Here is a 16,024-nt window from a genome sequence, read left to right as displayed (position 1 = left end):
TTAAATTCATTATACTATTTTTACATAAAATTGCTGTAATCTTTTTCAAGTTGATGTCATTATGACTTTAATTATGCCGAAGATGAAGGTGTAGATGGCGGAGCTTCCACCGTACGTTGCGGCTGCGTTGGGCCTTTCAATTGCGAGCTCACGTTACCGAACAGCAACCACGACCAACTCATGCGGCTCATTACGGTTACGATAATCCAAGAAATAAACAAAGCGCAGAAAAACCCGCCCGCATACCACAGATGATGGATCCATGGACTGCCTCCGTTGACCGGGAACTTGCGATAGACGAGCAGCACGAGCGGATGGATTAAGAATACTCCGAACGAAACGACGCCGAGATGATTAAGCCTTCCCACCCACCAAGTCGTTTGGATGCGCTTGCCTAATAAGAAACACACTTGAAGCAAAAGGAACGGGAAAAGCAACGTGAAAATATCCCATAAGCCATCGTACTGCAAGTTTGTAAAGCGGGTCCCGTATATTTTGGCGCGATAGAACATCGATACATAGATAAAGCCGGATGATAGGCAAAGTCCCCACATGATAATCCATAGGATGATTTTGGACCGAGTGATATTTTCTTTGGCGATGATCAGCCATGACTTAATCCGGTCGTAGTGGATGCCCAACCAAGCGCCTAAGAAGTAGTGCCCGAAGTAAGTGAGCGACCAGCTGCCCCGAATCGGTACTTGCCAATATTCCCTATTCAACAGGAAGAATGCCCACTGCACGACAATACCGAGTATAACAGCAGAGGCCGCGAGCCATTTGAAACGCTGGAACAGAAGCAGAACGATCGGAAACAATAGGTAAAACTGAATCGTGATGAAAATGAAATACAAATGCGTGTAGGCCTGACCGGTCAGGAGATCGCCGCCGAAGCTCGGCAACAGGTCGGATAAATCCCATGGCTTCTTATTTTGATACCATCTGAGAAGAAAATAGAACGCCGAGAACAGGAAGTACGGAACAAGTATGTATAGCAATCTATTGCGATAAAAGGTCTTAAACTTAGCGGCAGTCAAAGGCTGCGGATAATAATTATAGAAAAATACGAATCCGCTCAGGAAGATGAACGAGGTTACACCGAATTTGCTGAAAATATTCAGGAAATTATAGACGCCGTACAAATTGTTTTCGGTCATTTTGACAGTTGCGAAGGAAGTGGCATGAATGAGTATAACGCTAAGGATGCATATGGCCCGGAAAAGATCTAATTCTAGTAATTTAGCGCGACGTTCCATGACGCCTCCCCCTGGAGATTCACCTTGATTATTGGTAAACAAATCTATCGCTATCATAGCATAGGCGAAACACGTCGAAAAGCACGAGTTCGATGATCATGTATCGGTGAGTTTACTAGGAACGCGCCCATAATAGACCGTAAATCTCAGGCAGTGCTTCCGGGATGGCCGACTGTCTCAATACCCTCGCGCATTCTTCCAAGGTGCTTCCGGTCGTATAAATATCATCGACGAGAATGATTCTGGGTGTAGTTGAAGCTGCCGTGGGCGCCGCTGGTGATAGAGGTAATGTTGAACTGTGGGAAAATAGTTCTGATGAAACGGCTGAAAAGTTGCCTCTCATGTCGACCACTCGGCTGCGGCGGGTTTTGAGGCTTTGTTTCTCGGTATGGCGCAGTCGCAGCAGCATCGGTCTGTAGCTTAGCCCGTACCATCGGGATAACTGGAGCGCTAATCTTTCCGCTTGGTTAAAGCCTCTATCCTGCAATCTTTCGGGTGCTAGCGGAACAGAAGTAATGGCGGCGAATGAGTGGGACTGGGGCGAATACTCGCAAAGTCGCTCGTAAGCAAATGCTAGCATTGCAGCTAGTATAGACTCAAGCCCCTCGTTTCCTCGGTATTTGTAAAGCGCTAACCAATCCTTCATCAAATAGTCGTAACGGACAGCGCAACGGCTAACGGTATAGTTCCTTTGCTGCCGCCTAGTGCAGTCCTCGCATCGTTCCGCCCGGCCGCAAATCCGGCAAACAGGGTTAGAAATCCAAGGGATCGCTTTCCGGCATGGGGCACACAGAGAGCTAAGGATTTTACGAGGCTCTGGATGGCGGATCGGTATCGCTATTGGGCTGGCAGCAGGGGCTCCAGCTCTTCCGCAAATCGGGCAAGCTTTTGTGGTCGGGGAAAACCATGAGCTGATATTTAAAGGCATTGGAGTAGGCTCCTATTAGACGAAAATGGTTGGGTGGAAGTTTTGATTGGGTAGCGTTATAGCTAAGTGAGATGAAATGAGAATGAGCAAAAGCAAAATATGATGAGTATGAGTAAAAAGCAAGGTGAGATGAGTATGAGTAATAAGCAAATTGAAATGAGTATGAATAAAAAGCAAAGTGAGATGAGTATTGTTATGATCGCGGATAGTTAGGTGAGGTGAATGGTTTGCTTAAAAGTGGGTAGCCACTACTGTAAATAGCCTTGTTGCTTGGCTAGGGAATTCATGCTTCGGATTTGTTGGATCGAGCTGCGTTGTGACGTTGTCCACACCGGTGCTCCAAAGTAAACAAGTCCGAACGGATCCGCCGATGAACGCCCCGCTCTTCCGGCCATCTGAACTAGCGAAGCCGCGTCGAACAAGGGATTTCCGGCATCCAGGATGAACACATCGCTCTTAGGAATCGTAACTCCGCGTTCTAATATGGTGGTCGTGACTAGCAAGGATAAGGAATGATCACGAAAAAAAGTAACTTTGTCGTTTCGCTCGGCATCCTTGGATGAAGTGCCGTCTATGGCATGCGGTGCGATGTTTAGAATTGAAGCATAACGTCGGAGCAGCTTAACGAGCGGCTCTACTTGACGGACATACGGCACGAATAGGAAAACCTGTGCACCTCGCTTGATTGAACGTTGAAGTGGCTTGAGCAGCTTGTTCGGTAATTTCTGTTTGCGAAGCCATTGATTGAGTGCGGGAAACGCAAGTCGCTGCGGCACAGGCAGCGGATGACGGTGATACCGGACAGGCACGCGTGCACAGGGAAGCCGTCGCCTTGCGACCGCCCGCTGTAATTGCAGGGGAGGCGTTGCACTTAGCAGGACGGTGAAGCCTGATTTTTTCCGGCATTTGTTCGCCGCGTAATGCAGCATCGGGTCATTATGGTAAGGGAAAGCGTCGAGCTCATCGATTAGCACAAGGTCGAACGCTTCCTGAAACCGAAGTAGCTGATGGGTGGTTGCGAGAGTCAGGGCGCCATTCTCCCACCGATCGGTGCTGCCGCCGTATAAGACAGTTCTTGAATAGTTGGGCAATGCTTTGGCTAGCCTCGGTGCCAACTCGAGCACCACGTCTCGGCGCGGAGTCGCCAACAGCGCACGGCCTCCTCGGGTTAAAACAGCTTCCAGTAGCGGAAAAATCATTTCTGTTTTGCCTGCGCCCGTGACGGCCCATAAGAGAAATGTGCTGCTGTGTTTGGATGGCTTTGAGGTATTTCTATGCGGATTGTTTAAATATTGTAGCGCTGTTATGGTGGCTTGGCATTGCGCTGGGCTGAGCCCCCAGCGCTCGGATAAGTTCTCCGGGGTTGGGGCGGGAGCGTGTGTTGGGCTGGAAGTTGGGGCGTGACCGGGAGTGTGTGCAGGGCTGAGAGCTGAAGCATGTGCGGGAACGAGTGTTGGGCTGGGAGTTTGGGCGTGACTGGGAGCGAGTGTAGAGATGAGAGTTTGAGAGTTGGTGAAGAAAGAGGTCGCGCCTGTTTGCGGCACGCCGATGACGAGCAGCCCGCACTGGCGGCTGCGTCCCATCGTTAAGCAAGCCTCGCAATATGCGCAGGCTTGCCCGCAAGCGGCGCAAGGTGTGCGCCGCATCTTGTCATGGCCGCTGCCGCAACGTCGGCAGTAAAGCGCAAGGTTATCGGGGCGGCGAGGCGCAGCCGCAAGCCCCAATAGCTGAGCGGGGCGCAGCCGCTCGGCCAAGGCGCGAAAGCCGTGCAGCGGCGGAGCGGATGGCTTGGGTGCCACGGCAGCGGTGAGCTGCAGGGCACCGGTAAGCGCCGCGAATTGCAGCGCGGCGAGATAGTCGGCGGAATGCTCCGCCAGCATAACATCGCCAAGCAGCTGAACCGCCTCTTCTCTAAGCAAGGAGCGCCCCGCTAATAGGATACCTGCAAGCCGAGCCGCCTTAACGAGACTCTCCTCATGATGCCGATGTGTAGCTCTATCAGCCAGATACTCCTCATCCCCATCATACGAACATTCCGATCCAATAGCGACCTCTTCAACCCAAAGCGTTGGACATGCAGGCTCCTTCCCTTCCCCCACCAATAATCGAACAACCCGCTTCACATCCTCCATCCAATCTTGCCGTGCCTCTCTCCCACCCTTCTCTTCGTTCTCTTTGGACCATTGTTCAGTTAACCGATTGCAAGCTTCTTCCGCGATCCCAAGCGGCAATAGTTCACTCAAGCGGATCATCCGATCTGCTTTTCCACTCCAGAACACCTTATCCACCTCTAAAGCAATCGATAATAACGCCCGCTGGCTTGCCCCACTTTTTACCGCATATAGGACCACCTTCATTGTTCTCCACCCTCTCCCCAACCATTTTCACATGCAAGAATTACCGGAAATACCCCATGCCACTATCGCCCCACAGCAAAAAACACACCCTCAATCGCCGCTCACGACGATCCAAGAGTGTGCTTCACCCGGATTTCAATTTATGCCTTATGGCACTCATTGTATGATAAAAACGATTTGGCGGCAAATTATTTTTCAGCTCCTTAAACGGCCCATCCCTTAAAGCGGCAATCTAGCCACATCGTCCGTCCGCGCCAACACTACCCACACTACCTCTTGCCTCGCTGCCTTCGTACTTTCTTCTCCAATACGTAACTGCTCAAGTTCCAGCCGTCCCGCTGTATCCGATATTTTATTGCCGGCGTCATTTCTCACCCAATCAATTCCGGTATCTCCCCGCGCAAAACGTTCCATGATCTTCCCCGTCTCGTCCGAGGACTGATCCAGAACAACCGTAATTCCGATTTCCGTACCCGTCCGTCTAGAAAATTGCTGCAACGCTCTAATGTACCATTCAATCTGCATTTGGTGGTTGCCTGCGACTAGCACATAATGACGACGATTTTCGCTTGTTCCTCTCCGAATCATCCAGTGAGCGAATACCGCAGCCGCAGCGTAAAAGCCGATTATCCACAATAAATCGGGAATCACGGCGGCCACCTCCTTTGCTTGAAGGTGAGTGACGATTGCACGAAATGCAGGCATCCCTAGCGATCTGTCAACTCGTTCAACAATATATGCCGCAAGCAAGCCCGGAGTTCCCGCAGGAAGTTGTTGACAGAATTTAATTCATTGCTCTACAATAGGCTCAAGTATCATAACAATTCGGTCGTGAAGCACACGCCGCTTTCTCATCAGCTCAAGCTGAATGGGAGGGCGGCTATTTTATTTTCAGGGAGTGTTCCAGCAATGGATTTTGAAACCGCCTACGTATTGTTTATTGAGAAATACAAGAAAGGAAGACGCGGGGAAAGCTTAAAAAGGTTAATAAAAGGACATGGCCATGGTGAAAAATTATTGCTCGAAAAAGTCTGGTGGCCCGCTTTCCAGAATTTTGACAACTTGTATCCGGAGTACGAAGTAAGTGACTTCAAGGATGGGAACCGCTTTCTGGACTATGCCTTCCTTCAAGATTACGTCATGTTGAATATTGAATTCGACGGCTTCCATTCTCATGCCAAGGATATCAATCGCACTAAGTTCTCCGATAATCTGATGAGACAAAATCATCTCGTGCTCGATGGATGGAAAGTTCTACGTTTTTCCCACGACGATGTGATGGACCGCCCTCGTATGTGCCAACAAATCCTTCTGCAATTCATGGGCAGGTGGGTGAACAGCAAAAAGTCTGATCAAATTTCCCAGTTGTCAGCCGAAGAACGCGACATCTTGCGGTTGGCGCTTCGTCGATCTAGTAAATTGAATGTCGCTGAAGTATGCCTCCACCTTGAAATTGGTGATAAGAAAGCTCGCAAGTTGCTCCATAACCTTCTAGACAATGAACTTCTTCTTCCACCAAACGAACATACAAAAAGAATCAAATATTATCGGTTGAGCCCCACTGTGAATATTGACTTATTAGGATTATAACTGAAGCGGTCAAAATGACCGTTTAGTGTAGGTGAAGTTAGATTTGTTCGTCTGTAGCGGTCAGTTACACCGTTACAGCACCGTTTTTCCGCTAATATAGCCAATTCCATGTCTGTAACGTTCAAAAGCGCCGTTTCAAGACAATCAAACCACTTTTATTAGTTTGTAACGGTCAAAAGGACCGTTACGGGTGGTTAGCTAAGTGCGGGTGCGGGTGCGGGTACTGGGTTACGATGGTGCTGAGTACATGTATGCGGGGGTTCAGGTACTGAATTACGGTTGGCGAAAATACCAGCAAACAGCAAAATTCGCGGCTGCCTTGGTCGGTGAGAGACCATGGAGCCGCGAACGAAGTAAGTGAAGCTTATGTAATTAATGCGTAGAGTTAGTAGTTAGTTCTGAGATTTGCCGTGTTATCCCGCCGTGTAGGCTAGAGGGTTACCCAACCATATTTGATAGAGTTGATTACGGCTTGCGTGCGGTCGTCGACTTCCATCTTCTGCAGAATGCTGCTGACGTGGTTTTTGACCGTTTTCTCGCTGATGAATAAGTTCTCGCCGATGCTCTTGTTGCTCTTTCCTTCAGCCATTAAACGAAGCACTTCGGCTTCCCGACGGGTCAACGGGTTGTTGCCGCGCGGAATGAATTTCGTAACCGTCTCCCGGCTGGCTGCCGCGCCTGAAGTCGCGCCGATCTCGTCCAGATAGGTCATCCGACGAAGCTGATTGATTAGTTTACCTGTAACCTTGGGGTGTATGTAGGCATGTCCCTCGGCTACCGTGCGGATGGCGTTGATGAGAGATTCCGCTTCCATGTCTTTAAGAAGATAACCCGTCGCGCCCTTGCGTAGGGTTTCGAACACGTAACTCTCGTCGTCGTGAATCGATAGAATGATGACCTTGATGTCCGGAAAAATATCGCGCAGCCGCTCCGTAGCCACCACGCCGTTCTCTGTCGGCATGTTAATGTCCAACAGTACGACGTCCGGTTTCTCGCGGTTGCAGAACTCGAGCACCTGTATGCCATCACCGCACTCGCCGATGACTTCCAAATCGTTCTCCATGTTAAGGATTCGCTTCAGACCCTCGCGAAAAAGCTGATGATCGTCGGCAAGGAGTACTTTAATTTTGCGTACTGCCGTTTTACTCTCCATGTGCGATTAACTCCTTTCCTGGCTCCGCTTTAATGGGGACGTTGATCTTAATTCTAGTTCCATGTCCCACCGTTGATTCTATGTCCATCTTCCCTTGCAGCAACTCGACGCGTTCTTTCATCCCGATCAGACCGAACTGCGAATGGGTCCTAGCCCGAGATTCCACAACGTCCGTATGAAAGCCAACACCGTTGTCTTCAATAATTAGCTGCACGGTTTCATCTAAAAATATCATTTCTAATGATACGAAAGTCGGCTGAGCATGTTTCAGCGCGTTATTATAGCCTTCTTGAACGAGCCTGAACATTGCCGCTTCCATAGCATTCGGTAAACGTTTTTCCTTACCCGACGTGTCAAAAATAGCACGAATGCGGGTTTTCTCCTCGAAATCCTGAACAAACTTACGAAGGGTCGGGACTAGTCCTAAATCATCCAACGCCATCGGGCGGAGGTTAAAAATAATTTTGCGAATCTCTTCTAAGCCCATACGGATTTGCGATTTCAAATCGACTAGTTCGTTTCGAATAAGCTCCAAATCGTTCGTATCCAACAGCCTCTCCGCGATTTCCGTCCGCAGCACCAGGTTAGCCAATGACTGAGCGGGTCCATCATGAATCTCGCGGGCAATCCGCTTACGCTCGTCTTCTTGAGCTAAAATGATCTTGAGGCCGATCATCTGCCGATTTTTCGCCGACTCGAGAATGCGCGTCACTTGATTCAGATCGCCCGACAGGTAATCGAGCACAACGCTCATCTGCAGGTTAATCGTGTCCGCACGTTCAATGGAGAGCTCAACACTCTTCACGCGCATCTGCAACTCGTCCCGACGGGCTTTGAGATAGTTTTCCTTTTCCCGATAGACCATCAGATCCAATTGCAGCTGCGTTGCTTTCTCATAGGCAGACTTGATGTCCTTCTCGGTGAAACGAACGAAATCCCGGCTTACTTCCGTCAGCCGAATTCTCGCAAGCCTGTAATCGCGTTCCAGTCGATCAACTTTATCAATCGTGTCGGAGGTTTCTTGCAACACCTTTTCCAGTTCACTAGTCAGAGTATGAAGCTCACGGCGGGCGGCTTCGCAAATCTCAAAAACTTGAACTTTGCTGTCCTCCATAACGGAGATGGCATTCTGGATGACACGATCTATTTGCTCCACATGGTATTCCATCGTGCCGTCTCCTTTACGCTTGTTGACGCCCGCTTGATTCTTCGTAATCCCATTAACGAAAGGCCGCACGGCGGTTTCTAGCAATGTTTCCATCATAACATAATTCTTAGATTCTAAGAGCGGCGATTAGGACTTTTGATATAAAATTAATGAATTGTAATCGTTTTTGCTTTCCCTTCCCATTCTACCTTTTGACCCAATTGCTCCGATATGACTCGAACCGGCACGTAGATGCTGCCTTTAATAACGACTGGAGCAACGGCTGTCTGCAGCCGAACGCCGTTTACCGTCATACTCTCATTTCCAACCCACAACTCTAGCATTTTGTCTCCCCGAAGCACCGTAACTCGCTTCGCGATGTTGTCCCATATAACCTGGGCTCCGAGCGTATCCGCCACAAACTTCAGCGGCAGGTAGTTGGTGCTGGTCTCTTTCTGAACGAACGGAGCTCCCGGGAGCTTCACCTTCACTCCATCGACAGTTCCTTGGGTTTTGCCAACCGTCATTACGATTGTCGGATGATTGACGTTAATCTGCGAAGGCGGATATTGCAAGTTAAGGTTATCGAAACCCAACTGCCCCTGCAAAGCACGCTCGTCTTGGCCCTCCTCCTGGTTCACGATATACAGTTTGGTCAGCTTAGCTGGGCCCTTCAGCCCTGCTGCCGCTAAATCTACGCGAATGTTTTTCCAGCCGGACCAATCAATTTGATTAGCCATCGTAATATATACTGTTTTACCATTCACGTCAGTTAGCTCCGCCCTCAACCAGTTCATGCTCTGGTCGCCGAGGACGTCGAGAGTAAGTGAACTAGGGGAGCCGGCGATCCCGATTCCTTTGCCATCATTGAGAACGGCATTCGCGTAACGCTTACCTGATCCATTCGTAAAATCATAATCCATTAACAGTACTTTCGAGGTTTCGCGACCCGGAGTACCCGTCACGATCGACGATGTTCCCACGGTCTCCGCCGGCGTCGCGGTAAATCCAACGTTATAGGTAACGTTCTCGAAGTTTTCCAGCGTCTGCTCCGTGCCCGGCGCCAATACCGCTACCCCTCCGAAACCATCATACCTGGCAATTGCGTACCCTGCAGCGATATTGTTCTGAACTTGATCCACGGTGATCTTTCCATTGCTGACGCTCGCCGTAAACCCGCGGAATTCCCATGTTACCGACGAAGCCGGTACCGATAACTGCCGCCCGTCCGTCAACTGGACTTTGACCGGAACATTAATGGTAACGCCCGGCTTTAACACGGTTGTATTGGGCTCTACAATTAATTGCGATACCTGTGCCGATCCAATGACCTCAAGCGGTATCGTATCGCTTGCGCTCCCTGCTTTGACGCTGAGTGTCGCCGTACCCGGTTTAGCTGCTTGGAATGTGCCGTCCAAGAGAGATCCAAGTGGTTTATCCAGCTTCCATATCGGTTGCAAGCCATTCGGATCCATCGGATTATAATAGCTGTCATAGGCTTTTAACGAATAGGTGGATTGCTGACCAATGAACAGCGTCCGCTCGCCGCTTGCCGCAATGCCTTTCAGAGTTCCTTGAGGGGCTGTCGTGTAGACGCCAATACCGTTAGCCACTTGACGCTGTGATGTTCCGTAAGATGTCGGGTGAGCAAGCACCGTCTGGAATTCGCCCAATGGACGGGAAATCATTGTCGTCGAGCCGCCCCCATCGAGATTTACCGCTTTCCACACGCCAATCTCGACCAGCATCTGTTGCAGTTCTTTAAGCGTTACTCCATTACGCCCGCCGTTTTCTTCAACGGTAAGGAGATATGCGGTTCCTCCATCCTTAGAGTATCCGACCGCCGTTCGGGCACGATCCGCGCTTCCGCTTACGCCATTAATATCCCTGGTAAAAGGAACAGCAACCCCGTTGTCCAGCAGAAGCGTGTGCCCGCTCACCATCATTTGGAACGATGACGGATCGTACGTTTGGCCTGTTTTCAGAGATTGGAGCGAGTAACTCGCGTTGATCGTATCCCCGACCTTCAGACTGTTGGTGATGAAGTCGGCAGCCGTTTTATGTCCACGCAGGATATAACCGTTAGCGGGGATTGCAGTCTTTATAGCGCTGCCTGCCGAAATCTCAGTAACTATGCCATCTACGACTAACGCTTCGGTAGGAGTCGAGCTGCTGGCCATCGGCCGTTCGGGAGCTGTCCATGCGCTCGTGTACATATATAGAGCATCAACATGGCTAAACCCGCTGTTAGGCTCGGTCCGATATGCCGATTTATTCAAGCCGGTTAGCGTAAAGCTTGTTACTCCGTCGGCTGCGGTCACACTACCTGTGAAGCTGAATTCATCGATGATGGGCTGTCGGTCCGCGGTGACTGCGAAGGCATACATCCCTTTCAATTGCGCCGTGCTAACGAAAAGTTGTCCAGAATTAATTTGCGCTCCCAACGGGGCACCTTCATTGCTCGTTCCGAATACATCTCCGTTAATGCCTGCGACCGCACCCGTTTCCTTGACCATCGCCCCAACGGATTGCCCGGTCGTCACGCTGCCCTTCTGACCGCTCATCGCATTTAACTGAATGTACGGATTCTTGAGATCGATTTGCAGGATATGAAGCATTTCCGTAGGCTTAGTCGTGTCAGACGGCACCCATGCGTAGTTGATTTGACGTGCGCCCGAAGTCACGATGGACTCGGATTGCTTGACGAGTTTGTATGTAACTACGGCTTTGGTGGTAGCGGCGTGCGCTACAGGACTGAACCCCCCTACGTTCAAAGGTGCAGTAAATACCAATACTCCCGCAAGAAGCGGTAAAATAATGCGATACGGCTTATGTCGAAATGGGCTTGCTTTGCGGGTTAGGAAAGAGGTTACGACAGGTTTCGCGGTACCCGATACGGGCTTGTTACGAGTAGAGTAGGAAGTTTGTGCTGGCATTATAGTTCTCCTGTAAGTCTATTAGAATTTGGCGGAAGCGTCGCAGCTCCCAAATGTACCTATTCTAATAGACTCTTTTATCGCCGAAAAGTTACACCAAATGAGAGAATGTCATGAAAAATTAATATACGAAAATGAAAACTTTTTGATAGGTTCGTTGTCACAAAATAAAAAGGCGGCAAAGCGCGCCGCCTTATCGTCTAACTAAGTTACTTTAACCCCACTCGCTCCTGCTTAGTCAACTTGCTCCATACGAGTTGGTAGGATTGCTCCAGCATAACCAACACCTCGCTGTCCGGCACCTTACCGTCAAGCACGACCGTATTCCAGTGCTTCTTATTCATATGGTACCCCGGAAGCACGGATTCGGGATATTGCTGACGCAACAGCCACACCTCTTCCGGATCCGCCTTCAGATTCACGCTCTCATGCGGGCCTGTTCTGCCGAGTAATGCGAACATCTTGCTGCCAACGAACAGCACCGGTAAATCCGGATCGAAGGGGTACTGCAAGCTTGTTCCTATCCACTCCAAACCTTGTTCAATCAGTTCGGTATGGTTCATAGGAAATCCACATATTCTAAGAATCGTTTGACCATAATGGCCGCTTCTGCGCGTGTTGCGTTACTCTGCGGGTTGATTTGCTGGGTTGGCGAGCCTTTAATGAATCCTGCGGTTACGCAGATGGCCATCCCATCCTTCGCCCAACTGCCGATTTTATTGCGATCCTTAAATCCGTTAAGAGCAGTGCTAGAAGCCGTCGTACTCACTCCCGCATACTTCATCGCCCGGACCAACATCGTTGCCATCTCCTCGCGGGTAACCGGCGCATTCGGACGAAACTTCCCGTCTGTACCGCCTTCAACGATTCCCGCTAGGCTGACCGCTCCGATATAAGCGGTATTAACTCCTCTAGTCCCCACGTCCCCATATTTATTTGCAGCAGCTCGATTACCCGTCAATCCCAGCCCACGAGCTATAAACTCCGCGAAATCCGCTCGAGTAATATTTTTACCAGGTTCGAATTTACCAGCCGACGTTCCCTCTACAATAAATTTCGCCGCTAATGTAGATACTTCAGTACGAGCCCAATGTTTGGTCATATCATTAAAAGAAACAGGAGATCTATGGACAACAGCATAAACGCTATTACCCCTACGTGAGAAATGAACTTTAGTAGTATTACCAGAGACTTCCGATCGGGTAGGAACATAGATCACGTCTCCAGATTCAGCATCTAACCTGACAACTGCTAAATCCCCTGTGCTGCCCGAAGAATTCACGGTTATTGACCGACTTACGTACGTATCGTAATCCGTAATTGCTTTGTCCGTTCCATTAGATGAAATCACTGCCGAGAAATCAATCGGAGAACCGACAAGCTGTCCTCCTTGACTATTTACTGCAGTGACTAGAGCACTGTCCGAAGATCTCTCAATCTTAAGCATAAGCTGCGCAGATATAATATTATTACCGATTGACTGCACCAACTGGGTATAGTTGATCGCTTTCAATGGAAATTCATAGGTCGATCCGTCATACTCAATCGTGAAAACCCCGTTATATATCTTGGTGGCCGAATCCATCAAACCTCTGATTGGCAAGCTAACAAAGGCTCCTGCTTCCGCCGACGGGACTTGGAAGGTGATTTGCGGAGCTTGATTTCCGCTCCCCGTCTTTATTGCATTAAACGCTGCCGTTAATTTATCTCCATCAACCGTATACTTGTTTACGGTACGACCGGAGGCCGTTTGAAATACGGATTTCGTTGTTGCTTTCGTATTCATCCGGATTCCATTTGTCCCATTGGCTTCTAAGTAATCCGGTAGATTTCCACCACTAGTTGTAGATTGATTCGTTACCGCTAGGTCCGTGAAAGGTTCAACTACTTGTCCCGTTGCATCTTTAAGAGGCGAACCCACGTTAAAATAACTGATCGTAATCCGTTGTGAGGATGAAATCTGACTAGTGACCATTAAGTTCACTTGCGTCCCACTTACCGATACGTTAGCGATATTCATATTCGCGCCATCAGCTTTCAATATATATTGCCCGACTAGAGGAGTGGTGGAGCTATTCAGGCTTGCTGTGTAATTCAGAGTAAGTGTTGTTCCATTGAAGATGGCTGTTGAAACTTTAGCGATGTTATTACCCGCACCCACGATCTGATATCCATTGAATGCAGGAGCTGGATTCCCCACCAAGTCCGCAACGGGGTTAGTACTAGGAATATAAGATACAATTACGATTGAATTATTCGTTAGGGTTTGGGCTAACACTAACTCAACGCTGTTATTGTTTATGGCTACCGAGTAAATGACTGCTGCTTGTCCGTTTACTAACACTGAAAAGCTAGATAACACAGGATTAACTGTCGATCTGAGCGCTTCATTGTAAGTTAACGTTATTTTATTAGCAATGGCAGTCGCTGAGGTTAACGATGGCGCGGTAACATCGTATGGATTCAATATTTGAAAATTACTAAACGAACTGACCGGATTTCCAGCCAAATCTCGCAGCGGATAACTGCCTGGAGAATAAGACACGGAAATGGCCGTTGTAGTGCTTGTCACTGAAGGTAGGGTAAGCAGTAAGGTAGATCCGCTAAGAGAAATCGAAGTTACGCTAGTTACCTGTCCGCCCCAAACCACGTAAAATTGATCTTTGGCTGAACTCCCTAGAGCAGCCAAAGGTTTGTTGAAATTCAGAGAGACGATGGTTCCGCTCGCCGTACCGCTTAATGGGCGCGGTAAAGTCGTATCCGCTGTATTCGTCACATCGCGATTGCTGAGGCCCGCCGCTTCCTTCGCTTGCAGGCTCTGAATTCTTCTGGCCGATGAATAATTGTCGGGGAAATAGGAGATTTTCACTATCTGCCCGACGATAACACCTGTTTGCATAACAACGCGCACCTGATTGGAAGCCACGGATACTCCGGATACCGATTGAGGGACATTATTAACCGTTACATAGAAATTTTCAGCATATGGAATTTTAGTTGTATCCAATTGCTCACTGTAAGTAAGAACGATCGTTGAGCCTTCCATCTCCGCTTTCGACAAAGTGGGTACATTGGCCACTCCTGCCGTATCGAATGTCCACTGATTAGAATTTAGGATGCCGGCGAATGGGTTGTTGACCAAATCTTTAATGACTCCGCTTGGAATCGTAATGGCATACTTCGTATTCGGCAATAAATCAGGACCGCTAGCTTTAGTAAATATGACCTTCTTCTTGTTTGAATCTTGAGACAGGATCAATTGGGTTGAAGATGTTGGATTATTTTGCGGAAAAATAACCGTATTAAGTCCAATCGATAGATTTACATCTTCGTTAAAAGTGATACTGAAAGTAGTCGTATTAATCGGAATGACCGTTGCCGACACCGCCGGAACGTACGTAACAGGTACAGGAGCCGCATTGTCTACGCTTGCTGTGAATGTCCATGCATTGGTCCCAACGTAGTAGTTACCCGTTGCATCGCGGAAAGAAGTTGCACCTATTTCTACTTTGTAGAGCGTTCCATTCACAAAGCTCGGGCATGCATAATCCGATGGCTTAATCGTAATGATTGTCTCTGTTGTGTCCTTAGTAACAGCAGGGGACGAGCTAACAGGAATAGAGCAGAACAATGAATTATCAGATGCTTTCTTAATCCCTATCGTGCCACTACCTATATAGATCTTCTCGTTAAAGGTAATTGATAACGCCCCTGTTGCCAGTTGTCCTATTGTCCCGCCAATGGCAGGTGAAAAGGACGTTGCAGTAGGTGCGACATCGTCGAATTTATCTTCCGTTTTAAAGGACCAGGCTGTAGGATTAAACATTCCATCATATTTGTTATTCGCCAGATCAACGAAGGCACCTGGGTCAATGACTACATAATAGTTAGTACTATTCTCAAGTTTAGGGATTGGAATAGAAACTTTGGAGTTTATTACAGGTGTAGTGGTGTTCTCTATTGTAACTGCTACTGGAGATTCGACATTAATAGATGCATATTCCGTATTATCTGAGCTTCGTTTAATTCGGATATAACCTTTGCCTGGATTCATATGTCTATCAAAATTCAAAATGAGCGTAATTGAATTGTCAGCATCCACATTCACGGCAGTTGCATTGTATGGAAAATCCGGTTTTGCCGTTAACGTGACAATCTGAAACTGATAGCCCGTTTTGTCCAAGTACCCGGGAAAAGCCTTATCACTAGTAACACCAAAAAAAGCTCCAGCAGGAATAAGAATATAATAATTACCGGTAGTTAGACTTGCAGCAAGTTTGATCACTACTTTATTGTTCGCTGCCCATTGAATATTATTCATATCGCCGCTAATATTATAGGCTAAGGCTTCAGTATCAGGAACAGGGTCAAGTTCGTCCCTCATGATCTTAATAGTTCCAGTACCTCTTCTAACGGGCTCATTAAAAGTCAAAATAATCTCACTATTAGGAGTAATATCCGCACCCGTTGTCGGTAATATACTAAGCGTCGGTTCACCCGCCGCCTCCGCAACTTTTTCTCCCAAACCAATATAACCACCGAAAATTTGGATCATTAAGGCCACTAACAGGGCTATAGATATATTACGAATACGTGGCATGGGCAATATCCTCCAAAATTTAAACAGACTTGTACCTTTTATTTCGGCTTTATGGCT

General features: G+C 48.4%; 10 protein-coding genes. 1 reads left to right on the top strand and 9 read right to left on the bottom strand.

What is annotated here, in order from left to right:
* Positions 1 to 71: 71 nt before the first annotated feature.
* The 4 genes from K7P76_RS10780 to K7P76_RS10765 all read right to left on the bottom strand — a co-directional run bounded on the left by K7P76_RS10780 (position 72) and on the right by K7P76_RS10765 (position 5,192).
* Positions 72 to 1,256, bottom strand: a complete 1,185-nt coding sequence (locus tag K7P76_RS10780) for an acyltransferase (RefSeq protein WP_232185299.1) — start codon at positions 1,254 to 1,256, stop codon at positions 72 to 74.
* Between the two features lie 115 nt (positions 1,257 to 1,371).
* Positions 1,372 to 2,184, bottom strand: coding sequence for a ComFC family protein (locus K7P76_RS10775; RefSeq protein ID WP_232185298.1), 813 nt, complete (start codon positions 2,182 to 2,184; stop codon positions 1,372 to 1,374).
* 248 nt (positions 2,185 to 2,432) lie between these two features.
* Positions 2,433 to 4,541, bottom strand: coding sequence for a helicase-related protein (locus tag K7P76_RS10770; RefSeq protein ID WP_232185297.1), 2,109 nt, complete (start codon positions 4,539 to 4,541; stop codon positions 2,433 to 2,435).
* Positions 4,542 to 4,760: 219 nt separating this feature from the next.
* Positions 4,761 to 5,192 carry a hypothetical protein gene (locus tag K7P76_RS10765; protein ID WP_232185296.1) on the bottom strand — a complete coding sequence of 144 codons (432 nt, stop codon included), beginning with the start codon at positions 5,190 to 5,192 and terminating at the stop codon, positions 4,761 to 4,763.
* Between the two features lie 120 nt (positions 5,193 to 5,312).
* Here K7P76_RS10765 and K7P76_RS10760 point away from each other — a divergent pair, with 120 nt between their 5' ends.
* The gene (locus K7P76_RS10760; RefSeq protein ID WP_232185295.1) at positions 5,313 to 6,131 is read left to right on the top strand and encodes a putative endonuclease domain-containing protein; all 819 of its coding nucleotides are present in this window, start codon (positions 5,313 to 5,315) and stop codon (positions 6,129 to 6,131) included.
* A 430-nt stretch (positions 6,132 to 6,561) separates the two neighbouring features.
* On the opposite strand, the gene K7P76_RS10755 is transcribed toward K7P76_RS10760, so the two are convergent.
* From K7P76_RS10755 to K7P76_RS10735, 5 genes are all read right to left on the bottom strand, one after another.
* Positions 6,562 to 7,284 (bottom strand): response regulator, encoded by a 723-nt coding sequence (locus K7P76_RS10755; protein ID WP_232185294.1) that lies wholly within the window; start codon positions 7,282 to 7,284, stop codon positions 6,562 to 6,564.
* On the bottom strand, positions 7,274 to 8,452 hold the full coding sequence (locus tag K7P76_RS10750; RefSeq protein ID WP_232185382.1) for a sensor histidine kinase: 1,179 nt from the start codon (positions 8,450 to 8,452) through the stop codon (positions 7,274 to 7,276). The genes K7P76_RS10755 and K7P76_RS10750 overlap by 11 nt, the downstream gene beginning before the upstream one ends.
* Before the next feature lie 146 nt (positions 8,453 to 8,598).
* On the bottom strand, positions 8,599 to 11,367 hold the full coding sequence (locus tag K7P76_RS10745) for a stalk domain-containing protein (protein WP_232185293.1): 2,769 nt from the start codon (positions 11,365 to 11,367) through the stop codon (positions 8,599 to 8,601).
* A gap of 209 nt (positions 11,368 to 11,576) precedes the next feature.
* Positions 11,577 to 11,930, bottom strand: a complete 354-nt coding sequence (locus K7P76_RS10740; RefSeq protein ID WP_232185292.1) for an MmcQ/YjbR family DNA-binding protein — start codon at positions 11,928 to 11,930, stop codon at positions 11,577 to 11,579.
* Positions 11,927 to 15,967 (bottom strand): Ig-like domain-containing protein, encoded by a 4,041-nt coding sequence (locus tag K7P76_RS10735; RefSeq protein WP_232185291.1) that lies wholly within the window; start codon positions 15,965 to 15,967, stop codon positions 11,927 to 11,929. Before K7P76_RS10735 ends, K7P76_RS10740 begins: the two co-directional genes overlap by 4 nt.
* Positions 15,968 to 16,024 lie beyond the last annotated feature (57 nt).

It is taken from the genome of Cohnella silvisoli (assembly GCF_021190915.1).
In the GTDB taxonomy this organism is placed as follows: Bacteria; Bacillota; Bacilli; order Paenibacillales; family Paenibacillaceae; genus Cohnella; species Cohnella silvisoli.
This window is presented reverse-complemented; position numbering and strand designations above follow the sequence as displayed.